We start from the raw sequence: 26,131 nt of genomic DNA on the forward strand, positions 1-26,131 counted from the left end.
ACATTACGCCGATTCCAGCGCCTTCCGCTCGGCTGCTTTCTCCTCGCGCCAGGCCTCGTCGGTCTTGCCCTCGCGCCAATATCCGGACAGCGACACCGAATCCCGTGCGACCCCGCGCTCGTCGAACAGGTACCGCCGCAGATCCCGGACGAAACCGGCCTCGCCGTGGACGAACGCGTGCACGTCGTCGCTCGGCCATGGCAGCGCCTTCACCGCCGCTACGAGGTCGTCGCCGCGCGAGCGGTGCAGCCACCGGACCTGCGCATCGGCCTTGGTCGCGAGCGGCTGGTGCTCCGCCTGATCCGAGACCAGCAGGAACACGTGCGCCGGTACCCCCGCGGGCAGCGCCTCCAGTGCCGTGGCAATGGCCGGCAACGCCGACTCGTCCCCCACCAGCAGGTGCCACCCAGCTTCGGCGCTCGGCGCGTACGCCCCGCCCGGACCGGCCAGCAGCAGCTCGTCGCCCGGTTGCGCCCGTTGCGCCCACGGCCCGGCCAGGCCCTCGTCGCCATGCACCACGAAGTCGAGCACCAGCTCACCGGCCGCCTCGTCGTACCCGCGGACGGTGTACGTGCGCATCCGTGGCGCGTGCTCACGCGGCAGTTCCTCGCGGATCCGCTGCACGTCGAACGGTTCCGGGTACTCGACGCCGGGGACCTTGAAGATCACCTTGACGTAGGCGTCGGTGAACTCGTTGGGACGGAAATCGCGCAACCCGGCGCCGCCGGCGACGATCCGGATCATGTGCGGGGTGAGGCTTTCCTTGCGCAGCACCTCGAGGCGCACGGCAGGCCTCGCCTTGCGTGCCGGAGCTCCGGCCATTCGAACACCGCCATTCAGATCAGTAAGGCTTACCTAAGCCACCGTACGCGCCTGTCCCCCATTTCGCCCAGTCCTCACCACGGCTTCGAGATCCGGGTGTTCTGGAACGCCGTGATCTGCCAGCCGTCACCACCCTTGACCAGCACATACGTGACCGTGCTCGCCCGGCCCTCGGCACTGCCGTCCACCGAAGAACCACCACCGGCGACCACGATCGCGACGTCCTGGCCGGGAAACCGCACGCTCGGCTCGCTGAACCCGGTGAGCTTCGACCCCTTCAGCGGGCCCTCGAACAGCTCCCGGTGCGAGGTCACGATCGCCTCGCGGCCCACCGCCCGGTAGCCGAAGAACGTGACGTAGTCGGCGTCCTCGGTGAACACCTCGCCATATGCCGTGGCATCGCCGCGGTTCCAGGCGTCGGTGAGGCGCGCGAGGACAGTGAGGACAGCTTCTTTCTCGGACATCTCGACTCCTTAACGAACGTCGTTCGCTTACGGACCCAGTCTCACTGACGAACACTGTTCGCGTCAAGGGGAGGTCGGCTAGGCTTCCGGGAATGACCGTCCCGCCCCCGCCGTGGCGCCGGACGCCGAGCCCGCGCCGGCGTGCCGCGAAGCCGATGCTGTCGCAGGAGCTGGTCGTGAAGACCGCGCTCGAAATCCTTGCGGCGGAAGGCATCGACGCCGTCTCGATGCGCCGGGTCGCCCAGCAGCTGGACACCGGACCGGCGTCGCTCTACGCGTACGTGGCGAACAAGGGCGAGCTCGACGAGCTGATGCTCGACGCCGCATTGGGCGAGGTGCCCTGTCCGGAACCGGATCCGGCGCGCTGGACCGAGCAGGTCAAGGAGCAGATACGGCACCAGATCAGCGCGATGATGGCGTACCCGGGGATCGCGAAGGTGGCGTGGCAGACCCCGATCCCGGTCACGCCGAATTCCTTGCTGCAGGGCGAAATCATGCTCCGGCTACTGCGTGCGGGCGGCCTGGATTTACGGCAGGCGACGTTCGCCGGGGACGCGTTGGGCACGTACGCCAAGGCTTTCGCCTACGAGGCGAGCGGCTGGACGTTCGGCGACTACGATCCGGCCGAGATGGACGAACGCGGACAGCAGATGTCGGCGTACATGCAGTCCTTGCCTGCGGATATGTTCGCGAACCTGTTGCAGGCCGGGCAGTTCTTCAACGCGGACACCAGCGAAGCCCGGCTCGAGTTCGCCCTGGAGGCGTTCGTGGCCGGGCTCGCGGCGATGGTCAAACGGTAAGGACGATCTTGCCGCGCGTGTGTCCCTTTTCCAGCTCGCGATAGGCGGCCTGGACCTCGCTCAGCGGGTACGTGGCGGCGATCGGCACGTCGAGCAATCCCTTGTCCACCAACGCCGCAACGTCGCGCAGCACCTCGGCGCTGGACGCGTCCTTGTTGCCCTCGGTCTTCACCTGATATTGCGCCGCAGCAGCGAAATCGGCGACGGTGTCGATCCGTCCAGGGTACACACCCAGCCGCAGCGCCAGATCCACGTAACCGTTGCCGGCGGTGTCGATGAACGCGTGCACCTGGTCGAGTTCGCGCAGCCGATCTTCAAGACCTTCGCCGTACGCGATCGGGACGACATCGTGCTCACGCAGCCACGCGTGGTTCGCTTCACTGGCAATGCCGATCACGGTGGCGCCGGTGAGTTTCGCCAGCTGCACCGCGAGCGACCCGACGCCGCCCGCCGCGCCCGACACCACCACTGTCTCGCCTTCGCGCGGGCACACCGCCCGGACCGCGGCGTACGCGGTGGTGCCGACCACGAACAACCCGCCCGCGACCTCCCAGGACACACCGCTCGGCTTCGGCGTGAGGTCCGCGGCCTCCACCACGACGTACTCCGCCTGGCTGGACCGGGTCTCCACGAAGCCGATGACCTCGTCCCCCACCTCGATCTCCACGACGTCCGCACCGAGTTCAGCGACGATTCCGGCCAGGTCACTGCCCTGGCCGGACGGGAAGGTCGACGGCCATCTCTCCGCGAACGCGCCTTGGCGGATCTTCGCTTCCCCCGGATTGATGCCTGCGGCCCGGACCTGCACGAGCACCTGCCCGGATCCCGGTGCCGGACGGGGCACCTCCGCCGTCTGCAGCACCTCGATCCCGCCGTGTTCGCTGTACCTGACCGCCTTCGGCATACGCGTCTCCCTCGCTCGTGTGCTTAGTTCAACAAACGATCGGCCGCGGTTATGCCCAGCGGGCGGGAATTCAGCCCGCGAGCCGCCGGACCACGCCGTCGGCCAGCAGCCGCCCGCGATCAGTGAGCACCACCCGACTGTCCACTTCGGACAGTTCGAGCAGCCCCTCGTCCGCGGCCGCGCGGGCCTGGGAGACCCCGGCGTCGTCGAGGGCGGACAGCGCGAGCCCGTCGGAAATGCGTAGTTCCAGCATGATCCGCTCCAGATGCCGGTCTTCGTCCGTGAGCACCTCGCGGTCGGCCTCCGGACTCTGTCCCTCCGCCAGCAGGCCCGCGTACTTCGCCGGATGCTTGACGTTCCACCAGCGCACCCCGCCGACGTGGCTGTGCGCGCCGGGACCGGCGCCCCACCAGTCGCCGCCGCGCCAGTAGCCGAGGTTGTGGCGGCAGCGCGCGGCCTCGCCGGTGGCCCAGTTCGACACCTCGTACCACGTGAGGCCCGCCGCCGAGAGAACCGAATCGATGAGCTCGTAGTCGGCAGCGAGGACGTCGTCGTCCGGCGCAGGCAGTTCGCCGCGGCGTACCCGGCGGGCCAGCGCGGTGCCGTCCTCCACGATCAGCGCGTACGCCGACACGTGGTCGACCCCGGCCGACAGCACCGCGTCGAGCGACGCGCGGAGGTCTTCGGTGCGCTCCCCCGGCGTGCCGTAGATGAGGTCGAGGTTGACGTGCTCGAAACCGGCGGCCCGGGCTTCGCGCGCCGCGTCGACCGGCCGGCCCGGCGTGTGTACCCGGTCGAGCACCTGGAGTACATGCCGGGCCGCGCTCTGCATCCCCAGCGACACGCGGGTGTACCCGGCCTCGCGGATGCCCGCGAAGAACTCCGGCGACGTCGATTCCGGGTTCGACTCGGTGGTCACCTCGGCATCGGGCGCGAGGCCGAACGCCGAGCGGACGCCGTCGAGCACCTCGGCGAGCCCATCCGCGCCGAGCAGCGACGGAGTTCCGCCGCCGACGAACACCGTGTCCGCCGCGGGCGCGTGCCTCAATACTTGCGCGCCCAGCTCCAGCTCCCGGCGCAGCGCGTCCAGCCACGACCGCGGCGAAGCGGCGGAGCCGAGCTCGCCCGCGGTGTAGGTGTTGAAGTCGCAGTACCCGCAGCGCGTGGCGCAGAACGGGACATGTACGTACACCCCGAACGGCCGGGTGCCGAGCCCGGTGAGCGCGGTCTCGGGAAGGTGGTGGGTGTCGGGAACAGGCACGGCACCATTCTCCTCTGCCCCCGCGATACGGCTGCGCCACCCGGGGGAAAGCTCGGCGGCCGAACGATACACCCGGCAGCGCACGCCCGGCAACCGCCCGGTTGCGACTGTCCCATCCGGTGTCCGAAGCGCGGGAAAGACCTGGCAGATCGTCCGGACAATGCACACTCACGGCCGAGATGCACCCCTGGCGTGAGCCTTCTCCCACCATCCGGACGCGCTTGGCTGATCTTCTGCCCGCGTGGCAATCTGGGCCGGTGAGTCCTGCCGGTGTCCTTCTCGTGGCGCGCCGCCACGTCGACCTTCTCCGGGTCGCGAGCGCGCTCTGCCGGCCTGCCCGCTGACTCCCGCCGCCCAGCCCACCACATCTGGACCACGGCGCCGTAGCCGAGGCCGTGCGCCGGACGGCCGGTGCCACCCGAACTCAAGCCCGGAGGACCTCCCATGGCCGCACCTGTGCGGGAAACTCCCCAGAAGGGCCGCCCGCCCCGCGCCCGCCAGAAGCGGGGCGAGGGACAGTGGGCGCTCGGTTACCGGGAGCCGCTGAACCCGAACGAGCAGTCCAAGAAGGACGACAACCCGCTCAACGTCCGCGCGCGGATCGAGAACATCTACGCGCACCGCGGTTTCGACGCGATCGACCCCGGCGACCTGCGCGGCCGCTTCCGCTGGTTCGGCCTCTACACCCAGCGCAAGCCCGGCATCGACGGCGGCCGCACCGCCCAGCTCGAGCCCGAGGAGCTGGAAGACAAGTACCTGATGATGCGCGTCCGCACCGACGGCGGCGCGCTCACCACCGAGCAGCTGCGGATCCTCGGCGAGATCTCGCAGGAGAACGCACGGGACACCGCCGACATCACCGACCGGCAGAACATCCAGTACCACTGGATCCGGATCGAGGACGTGCCGTCGATCTGGTCGCGGCTCGAGGCGGTGGGCCTGTCCACCACCGAGGCGTGCGGCGACAGCCCGCGCGGCATGCTCGGCTCGCCGGTCGCCGGGATCGCCGCGGACGAGGTGCTCGACGCCTCCCCCGCGCTCGCCGAGATCCGCCGCCGCTACATCGGCGACCCGCGGTTCTCGAACCTGCCGCGCAAGTTCAAGACCGCGATCTCCGGGCTGCCGGACATCGTGCACGAGATCAACGACATCTCGTTCGTCGGCGTGCACCACCCCGAGCACGGCCCCGGCCTCGACCTCTGGGTCGGCGGCGGGCTGTCCACCAACCCGATGCTCGCGCAGCGGCTCGGCGCGTGGATTCCGCTGGACGAGGCGCCGGACGTGTGGGAAGGCGTCGTCTCGATCTTCCGTGACTACGGTTACCGCCGGCTCCGCTCGCGGGCGCGGCTGAAGTTCCTCGTCAAGGACTGGGGTGCGGAGAAATTCCGTGAAGTTCTCGAGTCGGAGTACCTCAAGCGGAAGCTGATCGACGGACCGGCGGCCGAGAACCCCGCGCTGCCGGTGGACCACGTCGGCGTGCACCCGCAGAAGGACGGCAAGTTCTACGTCGGTGCGGCGCCGATCGCGGGCCGGGTGTCCGGCAGCACGATGGTCGCCGTCGCGAAGGCCGCCGAACGCGCCGGATCGAGCCGGGTGCGGCTGACGCCGTTGCAGAAGCTGGTCGTGCTCGACGTACCCCAGCCCGAGGTCGCGACCCTGCAGGCGGAACTGGCCGAGCTGGGCCTGCAGACCGAGCCGTCGCCGTGGCGGCGCAGCGTGATGGCCTGTACCGGGCTGGAGTTCTGCAAGCTCGCGATCGTCGAGACGAAGGTACGGGCGCAGCAGCTGGTCACCGACCTGGAGAAGTCGCTCGCCGACATCAACGCCCAGCTCGAAACGCCGGTCACGGTGCACCTCAACGGCTGCCCCAACTCCTGCGCCCGCGTGCAGACCGCGGACATCGGGCTGAAGGGCCAGATCGTCACCGACGCCGACGGCAACCAGGTCGAAGGTTTCCAGGTGCACCTTGGCGGCGGGCTCGGCCTCGACGCCGGGTTCGGCCGGAAGCTGCGCGGCCACAAGGTCACCGCGGGCGAGCTGGTCGACTACGTGGAGCGCGTGGTGCGGGCGTATGTCGCGGGCCGCGAGCCGGGCGAACGGTTCCCGCAGTGGGCGGCGCGGGCCGACGAAAGCGTGCTGCAGTGAGCACCGCGACGGACTACCGCTCGCTGGCCGAGCACGCGGAGAAGGAACTCGCGGAGGCGACCGCCGAAGAGGCGTTGCGCTGGACGGCCGAAACGTTCGGCGACGACTTCATCGTGGCGTCGAACATGCAGGACGCCGTCCTGATCGACTTGGCCACCAAGGTCAAGCCCGCGGTGGATGTGCTGTTCCTCGAAACCGGGTACCACTTCGCCGAGACGCTCGGCGTGCGGGACGCGGTGCAGACGGTGTACCCGGACGTGCGGATCGTCAACGCACAGGCCGAGCAGAGCGTCGCCGAGCAGGACGCGGAGTACGGCCCGAAGCTGCACGAGCGCGATCCGGGCCAGTGCTGCTTCCTGCGCAAGGTGGTACCGCTGCGCACGACGCTCGGCAAGTACTCCGCGTGGGTCACCGGCGTGCGCCGGGTGGACGCGCCGACCCGCGCGAACACCCCGATCGTCACCTGGGACGACCGCAACGGCCTGGTGAAGATCAACCCGATCGCGGCGTGGACCGACGACGAGTTCACCGGGTACCTGCACGAAAACGGGATCCTGGAGAACCCGCTCGTGTCGATCGGCTACCTCTCGATCGGCTGCGCCCCGTGCACGGCGAAGGTCGAGGCGGGGGCCGATCCGCGCAGTGGCCGCTGGGCAGGCCAGTCGAAGACCGAGTGCGGATTGCACGGCTGAGGGGAACGCATGACGACTCTGGAACCTGCGGTGGATGCCGCCGTGGACAATCTCGCTGCGCTGGAATCCGAAGCCATCCACATCTTCCGCGAGGTCGCGGGCGAGTTCGACCGGCCGGTGATCCTGTTCTCCGGCGGCAAGGACTCGACGTTGCTGCTGCACCTGGCGATCAAGGCGTTCTGGCCCGCGCCGGTGCCGTTCCCGCTGCTGCACGTGGACACCGGGCACAACTTCCGCGAGGTCCTCGAATTCCGTGACCGGGTGGTCGAGAAGCACGGGCTGCGCCTGGTCGTCGCGAAGGTGCAGGACTGGATCGACGACGGACGGCTAGAGGAACGCGCCGACGGCATGCGCAACCCGCTGCAGACCACGCCGCTGCTCGACACGATCTCGGAGAACAAGTTCGACGCGGTCTTCGGCGGCGGCCGCCGCGACGAGGAGCGAGCGCGGGCGAAGGAGCGGATCTTCAGTCTGCGCAACGCTTTCGGCCAGTGGGAGCCGCGGCGGCAGCGGCCCGAGCTGTGGAACCTGTACAACGGACGGCACCGCCCGGGCGAGCAGGTGCGCGTCTTCCCGCTGTCCAACTGGACCGAGGCGGACGTGTGGAACTACATCGCGCGGGAGAAGGTCGAACTGCCGTCGATCTACTACGCGCACCAGCGTGCGGTCTACCAGCGCGACGGCATGTGGCTCAGCGAAGGCCCGTGGGGCGGTCCGCGGCCGGATGAGGACGTGCGGGAGCTGAGCGTGCGGTACCGGACCGTCGGCGACGGATCCTGCACCGGCGCCATCGAGTCCACGGCGTCCACTGTGGACGAGGTGATCGCCGAGGTGCAGGCTTCGCGGCTCACCGAACGCGGTGCCACCCGCGCCGACGACCGGATGTCCGAGGCGGCCATGGAAGACCGCAAACGGGAGGGCTACTTCTGATGTCGAGCCTGCTGAGGCTGGCCACCGCGGGCAGCGTGGACGACGGGAAGTCCACTTTGGTAGGCCGGTTGCTGTACGACACGAAGTCGGTGCTCGCCGACCAGCTCGACGCGGTCACCCGCGCGTCCGTCGACAAAGGACTGTCCACTCCGGACCTTTCGCTGCTCGTCGACGGCCTGCGCTCGGAACGCGAGCAGGGCATCACCATCGACGTCGCGTACCGCTACTTCGCCACTCCCAAGCGGTCGTTCGTGCTCGCGGACACCCCTGGGCACGTGCAGTACACGCGCAACACGGTCACCGGCGCGTCCACTGCGCAGCTGGCCGTGCTGCTGGTCGACGCTCGCAATGGCGTCGTCGAGCAGACCCGGCGGCACGCGGCGGTCCTCGCGCTGCTCGGTGTGCCGCAGCTGGTGCTGGCGGTGAACAAGATCGACCTCGTCGGGTACGACGAGAACACGTTCACCGTGATCGCGAAGGAATTCACCGCGCACGCCGAATCGCTTGGCTACGACTCGGCGTCCGTGGTCACCATCCCGGTTTCCGCATTGCACGGCGACAACGTGGCCACCCGGTCCTCGCAGACCCCTTGGTACGACGGTCCTTCGCTGCTGGAGCACCTCGAAAACGTGCCCGTGGCACCGGATCCGCACGATTCCGCGCTGCGGTTCCCGGTGCAGTACGTGATCCGCCCGCGCACCGCCGAGCACCCGGACTATCGCGGGTACGCCGGGCAGATCGCGGCGGGCACGGTGCGTCCCGGTGACGAGATTGTCGTGCTGCCGCAAGGCATCCGCAGCCGGATCGAGCGGATCGACACCGCCGACGGCCCGCTCGAGGAAGCCGGTGCCGGTACGTCGGTGACGCTGCTGCTCACCGACGACATCGACATCAGCCGCGGCGATCTCATCGCGGCGGCCGACGCGCAGCCGGAGGTCACCGACGAGATCACCGGCACGCTGTGCTGGCTGTCGTCGAAGCCGCTGCGGGCAGGCGCGCGGGTGCTGATCAAGCACGGCACCCGCACTGTGCAGGGGCTTGCCAGCGAGCTGCACGCCCGGTTCGACGAGCAGACACTGTCCAGTGTGGACGCTCCGGAAACTTTGGAGCTCAACGACATCGGCCGGGTTTCGCTGCAGCTGTCGGAGGCACTGCCGGTGGACGACTACGGCGTGAGCCCGCGGACCGGCGCGTTCCTGGTGATCGACCCGAAGGACGGCGACACCCTCGCCGCCGGTCTGGTGGGTGAGCGGTTCTCGTGACGCCTCCCCTGGTCGCTGTCGCGCACGGCAGTCGTGATCCCCGCTCGGCAGCGACCGTGCGGGCACTCGTCGACGTCGTGCGCGCCCAAGCGCCGGGGCTGGACGTGCACGAAGCGTTCCTGGACCTTTCGGAGCCGCGCGTCACCGAGGTGCTCCGCGGGCTGTACACGCAGGGCCACCGCGCCGCGGTTGTCGTGCCGCTGTTGCTGGGCAGCGCTTTCCACGCCCGGGTCGACCTCCCGGCGCTCGTCGACGAGGTCACCGCCGAGTGCCCCGGGTTCCGGATCCAGGTGTCGGACGTCCTCGGCGCGGACCCGGCGCTGGAGGCCGTCGCACTCGACCGGCTGGCCGGGGCGCGCCGCCGCAGCGGAACGGGTGTGCTGCTCAGCGCGGTCGGTTCGTCGAATCCGCAGGCCAACGCTGTCGTCGCGGCAATGGCCGCGCGGTGGGAAAAGCGGCTCGGGCTGCCGGTGAGCGAAACGTTCGCCAGCGCTACACAGCCAGACATCCCGGCGGCTGCGGCGAGGCTGCGCGCGCGGGGGGTACGACACCTGATCGTCGCGACGTGGTTCCTCGCGCCCGGGCTCTTGCCGGACCGGATCGCGTTGCTCGCCCGCGACGCCGACCCCGGCGCCTTCCTCGCCGAACCGCTCGCCGACGACCCGCGCGTGGCGGACGTCGTGATCGCCCGGTACGCCACCGCGGTCACCGGGCTGCTGCGGACCGCCCAGCTCGTCTAGACCACTCAGCGTGGCCCGCCGCCGCCGTCCGGGCTCGCCACCACCGCCAAGCGGCCGGGTCTTATCGCCACTTTCCTCACTCCCCGCACATGGGAACGGGCAATCCTTGACGCACTACTTAACTTGCCGGTAACTCTCTAAGCACCGCGCGGCTCCCCCTCCAAAACCGCAGGTAGGTGCATACAGATGAAAACAGTTCGGCTTTCTCGTGCCCGCTTGGCCGCCGTCGCCACGTCGGTCGTCCTCCCACTGGCGCTCGCCACCCCGGCGCTGGCGGCCACCACCGTCACCTTCGACTGCCAGGCCGACGCACCCGTGGTCGGCCCGAAGCAGGTGACCCTCACCCAGGACGCAGACGTCACGGCGCCCGCGACGATCACCCCGGGCGGCGCGTTCGACGTGGTGATCGACCCGGCGCCGAACAAGGTGCCGTCGTCGGTGAGCGGGTACACGGTGAAGAACATCAACACCTTCGCGCTGAAGATCCCGATCCCGGCGAACTCGTCGTTCGTGAGCGCGGACCTCACGGGCGGGTCGGGCCTGGGCGACACGCCACCGAAGCTGACGGTCGACGGCGGCGTGGCAACACTGAGCTTCCCAGGCCCGATCGCAGGGGGCGCGACGTTCGAACTGCCGACGGTCACCGCGCACCTGAAGGCAGGCGACTCGGGCAAGATCGAGACGAAACTGGCCGGGACCAGCTACTCCGACCCCGGCCTGACCTTCAAGGCGGTGGTGAACAGCGTCCTGGGTGACGTGACCGCGCCGACGTCCTGCTTCCCGTCCCCGAGCCCGGTTTTCACCACGACGACCATCGGCTGACCCTCGGTGCCCGCTGCGTTGTGCCCGGAGTTACACCGCAGCGGGCCGCGGGAGTATGCGAAGGTGTTCGGCATGGTCGACGAACTGGTGCACTACGACGTCGTGGGCGGCATCGCCACGATCACGCTGGACTCCCCGCACAACCGCAACGCACTGTCGGCGCAGCTGCGGCGTGAGCTGAGCGCTTCGCTGGACAAAGCCCGCGAGGACGACGCAGTGCGCGTAGTGCAGCTGACGCACACCGGCCCGGTCTTCTGCGCAGGAATGGACCTGAAGGAAGCCCGCGGCGCAGGTGCAGGCGACCAGGGCGTGAACGAGTTCCCGAACATCCTGAACCAGCTGTGGACAAGCCCGAAACCGGTAGTCGCACGCCTGGCCGGACCAGCCCGCGCAGGCGGCATCGGCATGGTCGCCGCATGCGACATCGCAGTGGCCGTCCCGGAAGCGACGTTCTCCTTCTCGGAAGTCCGCATCGGCGTAATCCCGGCCCTGATCAGCCTGACGGTGCTCCCCAGGCTGAACGCCCGAGCCGCCCACGAACTGTTCCTGACCGGCGACGTCTTCGACGCCCAGCGCGCAGTGGAGATCGGCCTGCTGAACGCCTGCGTCCCGTCCGAAGACCTGGACGCTGCCGTACAGCGCTACCTGACCTCACTGACCCTGGGCGGCCCGAAAGCCCTGGCCGCCACCAAAGAACTCTTGGCCCGCCCCCGCCCAGCCACCCCCTCGGCCGGCTTCGCCGACATGAACACCTTGTCCGCCAGCTTCTTCGCCAGCGAAGAAGGCCAGGAAGGCATCAAGGCTTTCGCGGAGAAACGCAAACCAAACTGGGTCCCCCAGCCCTGACCCACTCCCCCAAGGCCGCATTCCGTGACGGGAACCATCACGGAATCAGATTCCCTCATGGTTCCCTTCACAGCCTTTCCCCACCCTCCAAAGCCGCACCCGCGCGCCCGACTCACGCCCGGCACCCAGACCCGGCCCTGCACCCCGATCCGAAGCTCAAACACGGTCACAATCCAGCTTCGGGGTGCCCCCACGCAACAGTTCCGGCCACCACAGAACCAACGCGGCAACCCTCAAGAATCAGCCAAAACCACCGTCAACCGCCACCCATCCGCCCCCCGCCCATCCCCCGGCCCCAACGCCCGCTGCGCATCCGACAGCACGCTCCGCACCGCCAGATAAGTCTTGGGCTCGGAACCCCGCAACCCCTCCGACCCCACCCAGATCAGCACGTGCTCCCCCCGCGGCAGCCACGACAGATCCGTCAGCATGTCGTACAGCGCATCCAGATTCCGCCCGAAATACTCCGGAAACGACAACGCCTCGGCAATCGCGTCCAACGTGGACGCCTTGTCCAGCATCCGCGCCCCGTCGACCCGATGCGGATACGCCCCCCGCGCGAAGGCCTGGTCCGCAGCGGCCTTCGCCTCCCCGTCCGCGCTCACCGGGCAGGATCCACGACGACGAACGACACGTAATGGTCGCCGGTGTAGTACAGCTCTTTCCCGGCCCCGGTGACGAGCCGCCGCGGTCCCCGGTCCGGGCTTCCCGGCGTCTTCACCGTGTACTCGTGGTAATACCCGTTCTTCTGGCTCGGCAGCACTTTCTCGCGATTCTGGAAGACGACGTCGTCGTTGCGCGGATACGGATACGGCCCGCCTTTTTCGATCAGCTGCCAGGTGTCCCGCGCCTGTGCAGGCAGCGAGGACAACGGCTTCACCGGCAGCCCGGACCCGGCGCCGGGCACCTTCCCGGCGGCGGCCGAACTCGCGGGCGGCGTGTCCGGACCCCCGGTGGCTTCCTTCACGAGCCAGCCACCGAGCACCAGCACGAGAAGACCGATGAGCGCGGCGGTGATCCGCCTACGGTTGACCATGGTGCGCCAGCTTAGGAGCGGCCGGGACGGTCGTCGTCACGGGCCGGGCCGAACCAGCGCGAGACGAGCTCCACCACCTTGTCGATCGCCCACGCGGCCAGCAGGCACAGCGGCACGAGCACCACCATCACCAGCACGAACTGCACCGGGAACCACGCCTGGGCAAGCCACAGCTCGACCCCGTCCCACCAGTCGGCCAGCCCGTTCAGCACGAGTGTGAGCCTACGCGCGCTCCACTGCGCCACGGCGGTGAGGGGAGGTAGGTTGCCCCCATGTTCGCCGTATACGCCAAGGAACCCAACGCCGAGTCCCCGCTCGACTCTCTGGTCGCCGGCGAGCGGCCCGAACCCGAAGTACCCGATGGCTGGGTCCGGGTCACCGTGAAGGCCGCCAGCCTCAACATGCACGACCTGTGGACCCTGCGGGGCGTCGGCATCAAGGCCGACCAGTTCCCGATGATCCTGGGCTGCGACGGTGCGGGCACGCTCGACGACGGGACCGAGGTCGTCCTGCACTCGGTCGTCAACGCGCCGGGCTGGCAGGGCGACGACACGCTCGACCCGAAGCGCACCCTGCTCACCGAGAAGCACCAGGGCTCGTTCGCGGACCAGATCGTGGTCCCGGCCCGCAACGCCGTACCCAAGCCGGCCGGGCTGAGCTTCTCCGAGGCCTCGACGATGGGCACGGCGTGGCTGACCGCGTACCGGATGCTGTTCGTGAAGTCGGGCCTGCGCCCCGGCCAGACGATGCTGGTACAGGGCGCTTCCGGCGGGGTGTCGACGGCGCTCATCGCGCTCGGCCGCGCCGCCGGGTTCCGCGTGTGGGTCACCGGGCGCAGCGAGGAGAAGCGGGCGCTGGCCGAGAGCGTCGGCGCGCACCAGACGTTCGAATCCGGCGCGCGGCTGCCCGAGCGGGTGGACGGCGTCTTCGAGACAGTCGGCAAGGCGACCTGGGGGCACACGCTCAAATCGCTGAAGCCGGGTGGCGTGGTCGTGGTGTCCGGGTCCACCAGCGGCCCCGACCCGTCGGCCGACCTGCAGCGCGTGTTCTTCCTGCAGCTGCGGGTCCTCGGGTCGACCATGGGTACCCGCGACGAGCTCGCCGACCTGCTCGCGTATCTCGACCTCAAGGGCATCAAGCCACAAATCGGTCTCGAACTCCCCCTCACCGAGGCCAGGGAAGGCTTCGCCGCGATGGCCGCCGGGGAGACCGCGGGCAAGATCGTCTTCACCCGCTGACCCGCGCTGGCCTGGGCTTTTCCATTTACGGACCAGCCCGGGCCGGTGCTTGTACCCGCTGTCTCGTGAATCGTCAACACTCCCGGTTCGCAATCAGGTCGTGACCCCCGAAGTTCCACCAGAAATCGACCTTGGGCAGCTAACCTGGAGAACATGACCGCGACGCAGCGGCCCGTACCCGCCGACCGGGGCGGCCGGCCCCCCACCGAACCGGACCCGGTCCGGGAGTCCTTCCGGCGGTTCGCCGGCGTGCGGACGCGGGTTCTCGAGGTCGGGCCGCCGTTTGCCGAGGGAGGCCCACCCAAGCGCACGCGCCGCAAAGGGGTCGAGAAGCCCCGTCCGCCGCGGCTCGTCCTGCTGCACGGGTATTGCGACAGTGCCGACACGTGGCGTCCGGTACTCGGGGAACTCGCCGCCGCGGGCGTCCCGGCGATCGCCGTGGACCTGCCCGGGTTCGGCGACGCACAGCCGCTGCGCCCCGGTCCGATGCTGCCGCAGCTCGACGCGTTCACCGCGGCGGTGGTGCGCGAGCAGGCCGTGCTCGGGCCGGTGGTGGTCGCGGGCAACTCGCTGGGCGGCACGATGAGCCTGCGGGCCGCGCAGAACCACCGGCTGCCGATCACCGGCGTGGTGTCGATCGCCGCGCCCGGGTTCGTCGATTCGTGGCTGGTGCGCACCGTCGGGCGCAACCCGCTGCCGCTGCGGCTGTACTCGTCGCTTCCCTTGCCAGTACCCGGTTTCCTGGTGCGCGCGGTCGCCGAGCAGGTGGTGCCGCGGATCCTGTACGCGAACTCGCGACACGCCGATGCCGGCCAGGTCCGCCGGTTCACCACACTCTTCCCCGATTACCGGGCCACCACGGCCCGGCTCGAACAGGCCCGTCAGCTCGTCGCCGAACTGGCCGACGCGTACCGGCTCGACCGCGTCCGGGTACCGCTGCTCGCGGTCGCGTGCGGCAAGGACAAGCTGGTCACGTCGGCGTCCGGGCGGAAGCTGCACACCCTCGTGCCGCACAGCAGGCTGGTCGTGCGCGAAGACTGGGGGCACTGCCCGCAGCTGGACGATCCGCCGGAAGTCGCGGAGCTGCTCACCTTCTTCGCCGCCGGAGCGGTGCGAACGGGAGGCCGCCCGTTGCCCGTACCCACCGTGATTGCTGCCCCCGAAGACACGGCAACCGGGTGACATCAGGCCTCAGCGACCGTCACACTCCGGAGTCGATGACAAGCGGGTTGTCGACCGGTACGGTGCCCAGCCAAGGCCCGTGACCCGGGCTCCCTCCGTTTGAGAAGCCTGAGGAGACAACGATGTCAGCTCCGCGCAGCCCGGGTGGCCTCGGCACCGGGTCCGGAATCTTCCGGCGCAAGCCGATCGACACCATCGAGGGCGCCGGTGAAAGCGGCCTCCAACGCACCCTCGGCCTGCGGCAGCTGACCGCGATCGGCGTCGGCGGCATCATCGGGGCGGGCATCTTCTCGCTCGCCGGCGCGGTCGCGAACAAGACCGCCGGACCCGCGGTGCTGATCTCGTTCCTGATCGCGGGCATCGCAAGCGCGGCGGCGGCCTTCTCGTACGCCGAGTTCGCGGGTCTCATCCCGCGCGCCGGCTCCGCTTACACCTACGGGTACGCGGTGCTGGGCGAGATCGTCGGCTGGTTCATCGGCTGGGACCTGCTGCTCGAGTACACCGCGATCGTGTCGGTGGTGGCGATCGGGATTTCCGGGTACTTCAACGATCTGCTGGGTTTCCTGCACGTGTCGCTACCCCAGTGGATGGCGGGCGCGCCAGGGACGGAACCGGCAGGCGTCGCGTCGGGGTCGTACAAGGTCAACCTGTTCGCCGTGCTGTTGTGCCTGCTGATCGCGTTCATCCTCAACCAGGGCATGAAGAACGCGGCCCGCTTCGAGACGCTGCTGGTGTATCTGAAGGTCGGCCTGGTGCTGCTGGTGATCGTGGTCGGCGCATTCCACATCCAGAGCGGCAACTACAGCAACTTCTTCCCGTTCGGCATCAGCGGCGCTTTCACCGGCGCCGCAACGGTCTTCTTCGCCGTCTTCGGCTACGACGCCATGTCCACCGCGGCGGAGGAATCGCAGGACTCCCAGAAGCACATGCCGAAGGCGATCATCTACTCGCTGGCCATCTCGATGGTGCTGTACGTGCTGGCCTGCCTGGTGCTGACGGGCATGGTGAAGTACACCGACATCAACCCGGAAGCCGCGTTCTCGAGCGCGTTCGCAAAGGTCGGACTGGGCTGGCTGGGCGCAATCATCGCGGTCGGCGCGATCATCGGCATCCTGACGGTGCTGTTCACCTTCCTGCTCGGCGCAACGCGAGTGGGCTACTCGATGAGCCGCGACGGCCTCCTGCCGAAGTGGTTCTCGAAGACCCACCCAGTACGCAAAGTCCCGAGCCGGATCACGTGGATCCTCGGCGGGGCATCCGCAGTGATCGCCGGGGTACTGCCGATCGGCGAGGCCGCGGAACTCACGAACATCGGCATCCTGCTGGCGTTCGTGGTGGTCTGCATCGCGGTGATCGTGCTGCGGTACAAGCGCCCCGAGCTGCCACGCACGTTCCGCACGCCGGGCATGCCGGTGGTCCCGATCATCGGCGTGGTGTTCTCGATCTGGCTGATCACCTTCCTGAAGCCGGAAACCTGGCTGCGCTTCGCGATCTGGTTCGTGATCGGGATGGTGGTGTACTTCGCATACAGCAAGCGCCATTCAGCCCTGGAACGCAGCGAGGACTCATCCCCAGGCGACGGCCCCACCTCGGGTGGAGTCCAGTCCACTTCGGACTGACCCGGATCTCTGCGGGGGACGCCTTTCGGGTGTCCCCTGCAGTGGTTTCTTACCGTGGTTTCCTACCGCCGCGATTCCTGACTCCCGCGATTCTGACCGCAGCCGGTCCGACCGCAGCGTTGCCGCGACCGTTCCAGCCGCGGGGGTCCTACCAACCATCCTTACCGCATTCTGTCCATACTGCAGCAGTTTCTCGCCGCGGTTCATGCCGACTGCGGTTTACCGCAGGGGTTTCACCACAACCGCCCCCAACCCCGCCGCCCTCACAGCAACCGTCCCCACTCCAGCGGTTACCGCAGGGGTCTCACCCCAACCGTCCTCACTCCAACCGCCGTCACCGCAGCGGCCCTCACCCCAGCCGCCCTCACCCTGCGGTCCTCACCGCAACCGCCCTCACCCCAGCCGCCCTCACCCCAGCCGCCCTCACCCCAGCCGTCCTCACCCCAGCGGTTCTCCCCGCAACCACCCTTGCCCCAACAGTCGCCGCAGGGGTTCAGTTCAACCGTCCTCACCGCAGCCGGTCGAGCCGTTCTGCGGCGCTCTTCGCCTCCGTGCGCAGCCGGGCCACGATCGACGCGACCGAGCCGTCTCCGGCGAGCGGGTACGTCTGCCCTGCCCACAGCGACATCGCCTCCGGGTCACCGGCTTTCGCGGCCGCCGCTCGTACCGGTTTGCTCAGGTGGTGCAGCTGCGGGTACGCGGCGGGCGCGTCGGCGGACAGGTCGCTCAGTACGCGGTTGACCAGGCCACGCGCCGGGCGTCCGCTGAAGGCGCGCGTGAACGCGGTCGCCCGTCCGGCTTCGGTGAGCGCACGTCGTTGCGTCTCGCCGGTACCCGCCTCCGTGGCCAGCAGGAACGCCGTTCCCAGCTGCGCCGCGGACGCACCCGCGGCAAGCACCGCGGCGACGTCCGCGCCGTTGACCAGTCCCCCGGCGGCGATCAGCGGCAGGCTCGTGCGCGCGTCGAGCAGCCGGAGCAGAGCGAGCAGGCCGTACTCCTGGCCGCCGGACGGAATACCGGGGTCGTCGGTGAACAGCCCGCGGTGCCCGCCCGCCTCGAACCCCTGTACCACCAGCGCGTCCGCCCCGCGGGCAGCGGCGAGGTCGGCCTCCTCGGGGTTCGTGACGGTGACCGCGACTTTGCCGCCCGCCTCGTGGATCCGGTGTACCTCCGCCGACGTCGGCGCGCCGAACGTGAACGACACCACCGGAACCCGGTGCCGTACCACGAGGTCCAGCTTCGCCGGGTACTCGTCGTCGTCCCAGACCGGGTCGCCGAGCTCGACGCCGTACCGCAGGGCCTCGGCGAGCATGCGCTCGCGGTGCGCGCCGAGGTCGGCCATCGAGCGCGTGCCGGGGACGAACAGGTTGACGCCGTAGCGGCCGCCGGTGAGGTCGGCAGTGTGCGCGATCCGGGCGTCCAGGGTCTCCGGGCTGAGGTACCCGGCCGCGAGGAAGCCGAACCCGCCCGCCATCGGCGCCGCGATCACCGGGAACTCGAGATCTTCGAACATACCGACGAGCCTAGTGCCGGAAGGGATTCGCGCCGGGCGGCGTTGGGGTGGGCATGACGGCAGACCTCGATCAGCTGCGCGCACTGACGCAGGAAGAAAACGGCCTCGCCACCGTCGCGACCACCCGCGCGGACGGCACGGTACACGCGTCGGTGGTGAACGCCGGCGTCCTCGACGACCCGGTCACCGGCAAGCCGAGCGTGGGCTTCGTCGCGATCGGCGGCGCGCACAAGCTCGCCCTGCTGCGCCGCACCGGCCACGCAACCGTGACGTTCCGCCGAGGCTGGCGCTGGCTGTCGGTGACCGGCCAGGTACACCTGATCGGCCCGGACGACCCCGACCCGGCCTTCCCGACCGACGGCTTGCCCACCCTGCTCCGCGAGGTCTTCCGAGCCGCCACCGGCACCCACGACAACTGGGCGGAGTACGACCGCGTGATGGCCGCCGAACGCCGGGCCGCGGTGTTCGTGACAGTGGGCAAGATCATCGGGAACGGCTGACTCGCCCCTGCAACCACCCCGGCCAACCACTCCAAGACCAACTGCGACACCCCACAACGGCCCCGGTGGCGTGCCCGGCCGACCATCCCGCGACCACCGGCGACTCTCCGCGACCACCCTGACCGACCATCCAGGACGACCGCCACGAGACCCACGACCAGCCGCACGGCTTCCCGAGCCGCTGGCGCAACTCCCTGTGATCGGCTCGTTTCGGTGACGCGGTTACGTGGCGGTGGTCGGCTGGATTCGGCCAAGTGTAGATCGGGGCTGTGGTTGGCTGGGTTCGGCAACCTGAGGCCGTCGCTGTGGTCGGCTCGTTTCGGCAACGTGGCTGTGGTCGGCTCGTTTCGGTGACGCGAGTGCGCGGCTGTGATCGGTCGCTTCGGGAGCGCGCGGCGTGGGGTGATCGGCTCGCTTCGGCTGCCTGGGACATGGCGGGCCATCGGCTCGCTTCGAGAGCGCGAAAACCGCGTCACCGAAACGAGCCGATCACAACGGCAGCCTCAGGTCGCCGACGCCAGCCCGACCCCAGCCGCGTCCTCGCGTTGCCGAACCCAGCCCACCACCGCCCCATTTCGCGTTGGCACAGCGAGCCCGTCGCCACAGTTCAGCTCCGTCCGGCAAGCACCCCCGGCACCACTCGCACCGGAAACGGCTGCTGTGCCTCGAAGGCCTCGTCTCCGGCGGCTTTGGCGATCTGCTGGTAGCAGCCGTCGTCGTCCAGTTCGAATACCGTCAGCTCGGGTGCGGCCGGGTCGATCACCCAGTAGCTCGGCACGCCCAGCCGTTCGTAGACGGCCTTCTTCGTGTTCAGGTCGTGGATCGACGTGCTCGGTGACAGGACCTCGACCGCGAGCAGCGGCGGTACCGGCAGGTCGACGTCGGTGAAATCCGACGCTCGGGCCACCAGCACATCCGGTTGCAGCTCCAGCCGATCACCGACGTGGACCGCGAACGGCGCGCCGACGACGTCGAACTCCGGCGGGCAGGCGGTCTCCAACGTGTGGTGGAGCCGGTACCCGATCTTCTGGTGCCGGTATCCGGGCGCCGGGCTCACGAGGAGTGTCCCGTCGATGAGTTCGTAACGGCGGCCATCCTGCGGCATCCCCTCGAGGTCGTGCACCGTCATGGGGCCGGACCCGGGCGGATACTGGCTTTCCGTCATGACCGTCATGGTGCTCTCCTTTCCGTGTTCGCACCAGAGCACATCACCCGCCACCGACAAAAACGGCGGCTCCGGAAAGCCCGGACCCGCCGTTCACCCGAACGTGTCTCGTGTCCTCAGTGGACAGTGCCGTGCAGGAACTGCTCGATTGCCGCTTCCACGATGCTGTCGAGCTGGTCCCGGCCGATCATCTTGTTGTTGACCATCATCGCGATGCCCTGCACGGTGGCATACAGGATGATCCCGATCCGGTCGGGATCGCCCGGCGCGAGGTCGCCGTGCGCCTGTCCCTCGTGGATCAGCTCGGCCATCTGCCCGAACGCTGCCTCCGCGGACCGGGTGACCGGGCCGGTTTCGGTGCGGTGCTTGCTGGAGTTCATCAGCTCGAGCAGCTCAGGATTGTCCACCGCGAAGTGCGCGAAGGCGGACGCAGTGCCGTGCACCCGCGAAGGAAAGTCGTCGGCTTCGGCCAGTGCGGTGCGGAAAACGGTGCCCAGCCGGAGAAAACCGGTTTCGGCAAGGGCGTCGAGCAATGCCTGCCGGTCTGCGAAATGGCGTCGCGGCGCCGCGTGGCTGACCCCGATCTCCCTGGCCAGATCCCGCAGCGACAGCTGGTCGGCACCTCGCTCGCGCAGGCCGCGCTCGGCCGCGTCGAGCAGCGCGGTACGGAGATTTCCGTGGTGGTAAGGGCGTTCCTCGGGCACGAGGCCAGCCTAGCAGACCGATGTTGCCATTGACATCATTGTTGTCAGTGACTACATTCGCTCACATGTCCTCCTTCACCGCACTCGACGTTCCGCCGCAGAACGGCCGCACGGTCGTCATCACAGGCGCGAACAGCGGGATCGGCAAGGCAACCGCGCAGGTCTTCGCCGCCCGCGGAGCGCGCGTCGTCATGGCCGTCCGCAATCTCGCGAAAGGCCAAGCCGCCGCCGCGACGATGACCGGCGCCGTCGAGGTCCGGGAACTGGATCTCGCGGATCTGTCGTCGGTCCGGGCTTTCGCGCACCACCTCACCGAACCCATCGACCTGCTGATCAACAACGCCGGGCTTTCCCTCCCCCCGCTTTCCCGGACCGCCGACGGTTTCGAAATGCAGTTCGGGACCAATCACCTCGGCCATTTCGCCTTGACGAACCGGCTCTTGCCACAGATCCGCGACCGGGTGGTCACCGTGGCTTCTCTCGGACATCTCATCGGCTCGATCGATTTCACCGATCTCAACTGGGAACGCAAGCCGTACCGGCCGAATCCCGCATACGGGCAGTCCAAACTCGCCAATCTGCTGTTCACCATCGAACTGCAGCGACGCCTCGAACGTGCCGGTTCCCCGGTGCTTTCCACCGCCGCACATCCCGGAATCTCGGCCACGAACCTGATGCGATCCGAGAAACAGAGCCTGCGGTTCCGGGCAGGTAAAGCCGTACTCGGGCGGATCGCGCAGCGCGAAGCCGACGGCGCCCTCCCCACGCTCTACGCGGCCACTGCAGACATTCCCGGCGACAGCTATGCCGGTCCCAGCCGATTGTGCGGAATGCGCGGAGCACCGGAATTGACCGGTCGCGCCGCAAAAGCACGCGACACCACGGTCGCCCGTAAATTGTGGGAGGTTTCCGAAGAACTCACCGGCGTCACCTTCCCCTTCGAAACCGTTTCCCGAAAGGAAAAGCCATGACCCTCGAGAACGAGCTCCGGCGACTGCTCGACCGAACAGAAATCAGCGACGTCCAGCTCCGCTACGCCACCGGAACCGATTCCCACGACTGGAAACTCTTCCGCAGCTGTTTCACCGACGAGGTCGAAATCGACTTCAGCGACGGCTTCGGACAGCCCGTGATGCGGGTGACCGCCGACGACTGGGTCGCCGGGACCGCGCCGAGGATGGAGTCCTTCAAAGCCACGCAGCACATGATCACCAACCACGTGATCACCTTCGACGACGACGATCACGCGACCTGTGTGGCCTACGTGCGGGCCACCCACCACCTGCCCAACAGCACCGGCGACAGCGACCAAACGTGTACGGCTACTACACGAACCGCTTCACCCGCACCCCGGACGGATGGCGGATCGCGAGCGTGAAGCTGACCGCGCGGTGGATGACCGGGAACTTCGGCATCTTCCAGTCCGCCCTCACCCACGAAAACACGGGCGGCTGACCGCTACTTCTTGTTCTTCCCGTTGTCCTCAGTGGACAGTGCGGCGACGAAAGCCTCCTGCGGGACCTCGACCCGGCCAACGGTCTTCATCCGCTTCTTGCCTTCCTTCTGCTTCTCCAGAAGCTTGCGCTTCCGGGAGATGTCGCCGCCGTAGCACTTGGCGAGCACGTCCTTGCGAATGGCACGGATCGTCTCGCGGGCGATGATCCGCGAGCCGATCGCCGCCTGGATCGGCACCTCGAACTGCTGGCGCGGAATCAGCTGACGCAACCGCGTCGCCATGCGGTTTCCGTAGGTGTACGCCGCGTCCTTGTGCACGATCGCGGAGAACGCGTCCACCGTCTCGCCCTGCAGCAGGATGTCGACCTTCACCAGGTCGGCAACCTGCTCGCCGGCCTCCTCGTAGTCGAGCGACGCATAACCGCGCGTACGCGACTTCAGCGTGTCGAAGAAGTCGAAGATGATCTCCGCGAGCGGGATCGTGTAGCGCAGCTCGACGCGGTCCTCGGACAGGTAGTCCATGCCCAGGAGGGTGCCCCGCTTCGCCTGGCACAGCTCCATGATCGTGCCGACGAACTCCGACGGCGCAAGGATGCTCACCTTGGACACCGGCTCGTGCACCTCGGCGATCTTGAGCCCAGTCGGCCAGTCCGACGGGTTCGTGACCACGACCTCGCTGCGGTCCTCCAGCACCACCCGGTACACCACGTTCGGCGCGGTGGAAATGAGGTCGAGACCGAACTCGCGCTCCAGCCGGTCGCGAGTGATCTCCAGGTGCAGCAGGCCGAGGAAGCCGCACCGGAACCCGAACCCGAGCGCCACCGACGTCTCCGGCTCGTACGCCAGCGCCGCGTCGTTGAGCTGCAGTTTCTCCAGCGCCTCGCGCAGCTCGGGGTAGTCCGAGCCGTCCACCGGGTACAGCCCGGAGAACACCATCGGCTTCGGCTCGCGGTACCCGGCCAGCGGTTCCTTCGCGCCGTTGCGCTCGGCCGTGACGGTGTCGCCGACCTTCGACTGCCGCACGTCCTTCACGCCGGTGATCAGGTAGCCGACCTCGCCGACGCCGAGGCCCTTGCTGGCCTTGGGCTCCGGCGAGATGATGCCGACCTCCAGCAGCTCGTGCGTGGCGCCGGTGGACATCATCTTGATCTTCTCGCGCGGCGTGATCTTGCCGTCCACCACGCGGATGTAGGTGACCACGCCGCGGTAGGTGTCGTAGACCGAGTCGAAGATCATCGCGCGGGCGGGCGCGTCCGCGTCGCCGACCGGCGGCGGGACCTGGCGTACGCACTCGTCGAGCAGCTCCGCGACGCCCATGCCGGTCTTCGCCGACACACGCAGCACGTCCGACGGCTCGCAGCCGATGATGTGCGCGATCTCGGCCGCGTACTTCTCCGGATCCGCCGAGGGCAGGTCGATCTTGTTCAGCACCGGGATGATGTGCAGGTCCTTCTCGAGCGCCAGGTACAGGTTGGCGAGCGTCTGCGCCTCGATCCCCTGCGCGGCGTCGACCAGCAGGATCGCACCCTCGCACGCCTCGAGCGCCCGGGAGACCTCGTACGTGAAGTCGACGTGGCCGGGCGTGTCGATGAGGTGCAGCACATAGTCCTTGCCGCCGGCCTGCCACGGCAGCCGGACGTTCTGTGCCTTGATCGTGATGCCGCGTTCCCGCTCGATGTCCATGCGGTCGAGGTACTGCGCGCGCATGGCCCGCTCCTCGACGACGCCGGTGAGCTGCAGCATGCGGTCCGCCAGCGTCGACTTGCCGTGGTCGATGTGGGCGATGATGCAGAAGTTGCGGATCTGCTCCGGCGGCGTGAAGGTGGTGTCGGCGAACGTCTTGGGCGCTGTCACTCGGGCTGTCCTCGGGATGGTCGGGGGTGTCGCCACTCCATCGTCCCATGGACCTCCGGGTGCCAGTGGGGGTCATCCCCGATGCGGGCCCGCGCGAGTCGTGGTGCCCTCGAAGGATGAGCACTCCGCACTCCCCCGCACCCGGTCCCGGCGCGCTCGACGCCGCGCTCGACCGGGCCTTCGGCCACCCCAGCGGCCTGCTGGGCAGGCTCGGCGGCAAGCTGATGTCCTGGAGCAACGCCGCCACCGAGCACCGCGTGGTCGATCTCGCGCGGCTCGAACCCGACGAGACCGTCGTCGTCGTCGGGCCCGGTCCCGGCGTCGGCCTCGACGCGGCCGGCAAGCTGGCCGGTGAGGTGATCGGCGTCGAACCGTCGCCCGAGATGCGCAGACTGTGCGTGGAACGCAGCGGCGACCGCGTCGAGGTCCGCGCCGGGCACGCCGCCCGCACGGGTTGCGCGGACGAATCGGTGGACGTGGTGCTGAGCGTGAACAACGTGCAGCTCTGGGACGACCGCGCAGCCGGGTTCGCCGAGCTGTACCGCGTGGTGCGCCCAGGTGGCCGGCTGTTGGTTTCGGCACACGAGAAGTGGCTGCCGGTCACCCGGCACGAGCTGGCCGACGAGGCCGCCGCCGCCGGGTTCGCCGACCTGCAGACCTGGACCTGGGACCCGCCCGGGTTCGCCGGTCTCGCCGCCCAGCTGCGCGCGGTGAAGCCGGGTTAGCGGCTGTCCCGGCGCAGGGGATGGTCCTCCGGGACCTCGACGAGGACGATCCGCAGCCCGTCCGGGTCGGCGATCCACGCTTCGTCGGTACCCCACGGCTCGCGGCGGGCCTCGCGCACCGGCTCGACGCCGCGCTCCGCCAGGTCCGCGAGCGCTTTCTGCAGGTCACGGACCTGCAGGAACAGGTTGACGTCCGTACCGGGTCCGGTTTCTCCCTTCCCGACGACCTCGATCGACCCGCCACCGGCGAAGAACCGGGTGCCGCCGGGGAACTCGCGCTCGATCGCTAGGCCGAGGGTGTCGCGGTAGAAGGCGGTGGAGACCTCGGGGTCGCGAGGGTGGATCAGCACCCGGCTGCTCAGTACGTCCATGGGTCCTGCCTACCCGAGCCGCTCAGGCCACCGCAATCGCGGCGATCCCGGCCAGCACCACCACCGATCCGGCAAGGCGGCGCACGGCGTTGTGCTCGCCGAGCACGAGCCACGCGGCAATCCCGCCGAACACGATCGACAACTCGCGCGCCGGCGCGACGAGACTCACCGGCGCGATCCGCAGGGCATACAGGACCAGCAGGTACGCGACCGGCGAAGCGAGGCCGACGATCAGCGCCTCCCGCCGGTGATCCCGCCACAGCCGCGTGACTGCCGGCCGGTTCCGCAGCGCCGCCGGAGCGAGCAGCAGGCTCTGGCCGAGCGCGCCGCCGCCGAAGTACACGACTGGCGGCACGTCGAGCGAGGTGACCGAATGCGCGTCCCACAGCGTGTACGCCGCGATCACCGCGCCGGTGAGGATGCCGTAGAACACCCCGGCGCGCCGGGCGACGGGGTTGTGGTTGCTGCCACCGAGACTGATCACGAGCACCCCGGCGACCACGAGAAATGCCCCGATGAGCCCGAGCACGCCCGGCCGTTCGTGCAGCACGAGAACCGCCACGACCACCGACAGCAGCGGGCCGGTGCCGCGCGCGAGCGGGTAGACGATGGACAGGTCGCCGACGTCGTAACCCCGCTGCAGCACGGTCCCGTACGCGACGTGCAGCACAGCGGTGCCCAGCGCGGCGACCAGCCAGGTCCACTGTGGACGTTCCGGTTCGAGCACCAGCGCAACGGCCACGACGGGCAGCATCGCCACGGCGGAAACCGTGTAGTACAGCCAGACGAACCGCGGCCCGCCGCCGGAAACCCGCTTGGCGGCAAGGTTCCACGCGGCGTGCACCACCGCGGCGACGAGAACCATGGCAAGAGCAGGGGGATTCATCCGGACCCTTTCAGGTCTTCCGCGCACGCCGAAGACCGGGTCCTCCAGGCTTTTGTCCCGTCAGATGAACGGCAGGGCACCCAGCCCGGCCGACGGTGCCGCTCGGACCAGGCCCGCCGTCCCTGATTGTGGAGGTGCTCTTCGCATGCGGAACGGCGGCGGAACCCTAGGCACTACCGGAGCCCACGGTAACGG

General features: G+C 69.0%; 29 protein-coding genes. 16 read left to right on the forward strand and 13 right to left on the reverse strand.

The window, feature by feature from the left end; all coding sequences use genetic code 11:
• Positions 1-3: 3 nt before the first annotated feature.
• Both OO71_RS15790 and OO71_RS15795 read right to left on the reverse strand, forming a co-directional pair.
• Entirely contained in the window at positions 4-822 is an 819-nt protein-coding gene (locus OO71_RS15790; RefSeq protein ID WP_051791601.1) for a siderophore-interacting protein, read from the reverse strand.
• Positions 823-896: 74 nt separating this feature from the next.
• On the reverse strand, positions 897-1,286 hold the full coding sequence (locus tag OO71_RS15795) for an SgcJ/EcaC family oxidoreductase (protein ID WP_033290524.1): 390 nt from the start codon (positions 1,284-1,286) through the stop codon (positions 897-899).
• A gap of 92 nt (positions 1,287-1,378) precedes the next feature.
• Between OO71_RS15795 and OO71_RS15800 the strand changes: the two genes are divergently transcribed.
• Entirely contained in the window at positions 1,379-2,086 is a 708-nt protein-coding gene (locus OO71_RS15800; RefSeq protein ID WP_084144975.1) for a TetR/AcrR family transcriptional regulator, read from the forward strand.
• On the opposite strand, the gene OO71_RS15805 is transcribed toward OO71_RS15800, so the two are convergent.
• Both OO71_RS15805 and hemW read right to left on the reverse strand, forming a co-directional pair.
• The gene (locus OO71_RS15805; RefSeq protein ID WP_033290526.1) at positions 2,076-2,990 is read right to left on the reverse strand and encodes an NADP-dependent oxidoreductase; all 915 of its coding nucleotides are present in this window, start codon (positions 2,988-2,990) and stop codon (positions 2,076-2,078) included. The genes OO71_RS15800 and OO71_RS15805 overlap by 11 nt on opposite strands.
• Positions 2,991-3,060: 70 nt before the next feature.
• On the reverse strand, positions 3,061-4,251 hold the full coding sequence (gene hemW, locus OO71_RS15810; RefSeq protein ID WP_033290527.1) for a radical SAM family heme chaperone HemW: 1,191 nt from the start codon (positions 4,249-4,251) through the stop codon (positions 3,061-3,063).
• Positions 4,252-4,430: 179 nt separating this feature from the next.
• On the opposite strand from hemW, the gene OO71_RS53330 reads away from it, so the two are divergent.
• The 8 genes from OO71_RS53330 to OO71_RS15845 all read left to right on the forward strand — a co-directional run bounded on the left by OO71_RS53330 (position 4,431) and on the right by OO71_RS15845 (position 11,688).
• Positions 4,431-4,595, forward strand: a complete 165-nt coding sequence (locus OO71_RS53330) for a putative leader peptide (protein ID WP_425388678.1) — start codon at positions 4,431-4,433, stop codon at positions 4,593-4,595.
• A 100-nt stretch (positions 4,596-4,695) separates the two neighbouring features.
• Positions 4,696-6,396, forward strand: coding sequence for a nitrite/sulfite reductase (locus tag OO71_RS15815; protein ID WP_033290528.1), 1,701 nt, complete (start codon positions 4,696-4,698; stop codon positions 6,394-6,396).
• A complete protein-coding gene (locus tag OO71_RS15820) occupies positions 6,393-7,088 on the forward strand; it encodes a phosphoadenylyl-sulfate reductase (protein WP_033290529.1) in 696 nt (231 codons plus the stop codon). The genes OO71_RS15815 and OO71_RS15820 overlap by 4 nt, the downstream gene beginning before the upstream one ends.
• A 9-nt stretch (positions 7,089-7,097) precedes the next feature.
• On the forward strand, positions 7,098-8,018 hold the full coding sequence (gene cysD / locus OO71_RS15825; RefSeq protein WP_033290530.1) for a sulfate adenylyltransferase subunit CysD: 921 nt from the start codon (positions 7,098-7,100) through the stop codon (positions 8,016-8,018).
• The gene (locus OO71_RS15830) at positions 8,018-9,280 is read left to right on the forward strand and encodes a sulfate adenylyltransferase subunit 1 (protein ID WP_033290531.1); all 1,263 of its coding nucleotides are present in this window, start codon (positions 8,018-8,020) and stop codon (positions 9,278-9,280) included. Before cysD ends, OO71_RS15830 begins: the two co-directional genes overlap by 1 nt.
• The gene (locus OO71_RS15835; protein WP_033290532.1) at positions 9,277-10,020 is read left to right on the forward strand and encodes a sirohydrochlorin chelatase; all 744 of its coding nucleotides are present in this window, start codon (positions 9,277-9,279) and stop codon (positions 10,018-10,020) included. The genes OO71_RS15830 and OO71_RS15835 overlap by 4 nt, the downstream gene beginning before the upstream one ends.
• 186 nt (positions 10,021-10,206) lie before the next feature.
• Positions 10,207-10,842: a hypothetical protein gene (locus OO71_RS15840; protein ID WP_033290533.1), complete on the forward strand. Its 636-nt coding sequence runs from the start codon at positions 10,207-10,209 to the stop codon at positions 10,840-10,842.
• A 72-nt stretch (positions 10,843-10,914) separates the two neighbouring features.
• Positions 10,915-11,688, forward strand: a complete 774-nt coding sequence (locus tag OO71_RS15845; protein ID WP_033290534.1) for an enoyl-CoA hydratase-related protein — start codon at positions 10,915-10,917, stop codon at positions 11,686-11,688.
• A gap of 233 nt (positions 11,689-11,921) precedes the next feature.
• Here OO71_RS15845 and OO71_RS15850 read toward each other — a convergent pair whose 3' ends face one another.
• Genes OO71_RS15850 through OO71_RS15860 form a run of 3 tightly spaced genes read right to left on the reverse strand, consistent with a single transcriptional unit; the run spans position 11,922 to position 12,936 of the window.
• Positions 11,922-12,293 (reverse strand): barstar family protein, encoded by a 372-nt coding sequence (locus OO71_RS15850; RefSeq protein WP_033290535.1) that lies wholly within the window; start codon positions 12,291-12,293, stop codon positions 11,922-11,924.
• Complete coding sequence (locus OO71_RS15855) at positions 12,290-12,724, reverse strand: guanyl-specific ribonuclease (protein WP_033290536.1); 435 nt, start codon at positions 12,722-12,724, stop codon at positions 12,290-12,292. Before OO71_RS15855 ends, OO71_RS15850 begins: the two co-directional genes overlap by 4 nt.
• 11 nt (positions 12,725-12,735) lie before the next feature.
• Entirely contained in the window at positions 12,736-12,936 is a 201-nt protein-coding gene (locus tag OO71_RS15860) for a hypothetical protein (protein ID WP_033290537.1), read from the reverse strand.
• Positions 12,937-12,996: 60 nt separating this feature from the next.
• Here OO71_RS15860 and OO71_RS15865 point away from each other — a divergent pair, with 60 nt between their 5' ends.
• From OO71_RS15865 to OO71_RS15875, 3 genes are all read left to right on the forward strand, one after another.
• Positions 12,997-13,962, forward strand: coding sequence for a zinc-binding dehydrogenase (locus OO71_RS15865; RefSeq protein ID WP_033290538.1), 966 nt, complete (start codon positions 12,997-12,999; stop codon positions 13,960-13,962).
• A gap of 153 nt (positions 13,963-14,115) precedes the next feature.
• Entirely contained in the window at positions 14,116-15,144 is a 1,029-nt protein-coding gene (locus tag OO71_RS15870; RefSeq protein WP_033290539.1) for an alpha/beta fold hydrolase, read from the forward strand.
• A gap of 122 nt (positions 15,145-15,266) precedes the next feature.
• Complete coding sequence (locus OO71_RS15875) at positions 15,267-16,763, forward strand: amino acid permease (protein WP_033290540.1); 1,497 nt, start codon at positions 15,267-15,269, stop codon at positions 16,761-16,763.
• A gap of 508 nt (positions 16,764-17,271) precedes the next feature.
• Here OO71_RS15875 and OO71_RS15880 read toward each other — a convergent pair.
• Positions 17,272-18,276: an NAD(P)H-dependent flavin oxidoreductase gene (locus tag OO71_RS15880; protein ID WP_033290541.1), complete on the reverse strand. Its 1,005-nt coding sequence runs from the start codon at positions 18,274-18,276 to the stop codon at positions 17,272-17,274.
• A gap of 53 nt (positions 18,277-18,329) precedes the next feature.
• Between OO71_RS15880 and OO71_RS15885 the strand changes: the two genes are divergently transcribed.
• On the forward strand, positions 18,330-18,776 hold the full coding sequence (locus OO71_RS15885; RefSeq protein ID WP_033290542.1) for a pyridoxamine 5'-phosphate oxidase family protein: 447 nt from the start codon (positions 18,330-18,332) through the stop codon (positions 18,774-18,776).
• Between the two features lie 607 nt (positions 18,777-19,383).
• Here OO71_RS15885 and OO71_RS15890 read toward each other — a convergent pair.
• Positions 19,384-19,950 carry a Uma2 family endonuclease gene (locus tag OO71_RS15890; protein ID WP_033290543.1) on the reverse strand — a complete coding sequence of 189 codons (567 nt, stop codon included), beginning with the start codon at positions 19,948-19,950 and terminating at the stop codon, positions 19,384-19,386.
• A gap of 107 nt (positions 19,951-20,057) precedes the next feature.
• Entirely contained in the window at positions 20,058-20,645 is a 588-nt protein-coding gene (locus OO71_RS15895; RefSeq protein WP_033290544.1) for a TetR/AcrR family transcriptional regulator, read from the reverse strand.
• Positions 20,646-20,710: 65 nt separating this feature from the next.
• Between OO71_RS15895 and OO71_RS15900 the strand changes: the two genes are divergently transcribed.
• Positions 20,711-21,616 carry an oxidoreductase gene (locus tag OO71_RS15900; protein WP_033290545.1) on the forward strand — a complete coding sequence of 302 codons (906 nt, stop codon included), beginning with the start codon at positions 20,711-20,713 and terminating at the stop codon, positions 21,614-21,616.
• The gene (locus OO71_RS46425) at positions 21,613-22,023 is read left to right on the forward strand and encodes a nuclear transport factor 2 family protein (RefSeq protein ID WP_211260533.1); all 411 of its coding nucleotides are present in this window, start codon (positions 21,613-21,615) and stop codon (positions 22,021-22,023) included. The genes OO71_RS15900 and OO71_RS46425 overlap by 4 nt, the downstream gene beginning before the upstream one ends.
• 80 nt (positions 22,024-22,103) lie before the next feature.
• On the opposite strand, the gene lepA is transcribed toward OO71_RS46425, so the two are convergent.
• A complete protein-coding gene (gene lepA, locus OO71_RS15910; RefSeq protein ID WP_033290546.1) occupies positions 22,104-23,954 on the reverse strand; it encodes a translation elongation factor 4 in 1,851 nt (616 codons plus the stop codon).
• Positions 23,955-24,070: 116 nt separating this feature from the next.
• Between lepA and OO71_RS15915 the strand changes: the two genes are divergently transcribed.
• Complete coding sequence (locus OO71_RS15915) at positions 24,071-24,679, forward strand: class I SAM-dependent methyltransferase (RefSeq protein ID WP_033290547.1); 609 nt, start codon at positions 24,071-24,073, stop codon at positions 24,677-24,679.
• Here the strand turns inward: OO71_RS15915 and OO71_RS15920 are convergent.
• Together OO71_RS15920 and OO71_RS15925 are read right to left on the reverse strand one after the other, a co-directional pair.
• On the reverse strand, positions 24,676-25,050 hold the full coding sequence (locus OO71_RS15920) for a VOC family protein (protein WP_033290548.1): 375 nt from the start codon (positions 25,048-25,050) through the stop codon (positions 24,676-24,678). The genes OO71_RS15915 and OO71_RS15920 overlap by 4 nt on opposite strands.
• Positions 25,051-25,072: 22 nt before the next feature.
• Positions 25,073-25,936 carry a DMT family transporter gene (locus OO71_RS15925; protein ID WP_033290549.1) on the reverse strand — a complete coding sequence of 288 codons (864 nt, stop codon included), beginning with the start codon at positions 25,934-25,936 and terminating at the stop codon, positions 25,073-25,075.
• Between the last annotated feature and the right edge of the window lie 195 nt (positions 25,937-26,131).

This window comes from Amycolatopsis jejuensis (assembly GCF_000717335.1).
Taxonomy (GTDB): Bacteria; Actinomycetota; Actinomycetes; order Mycobacteriales; family Pseudonocardiaceae; genus Amycolatopsis; species Amycolatopsis jejuensis.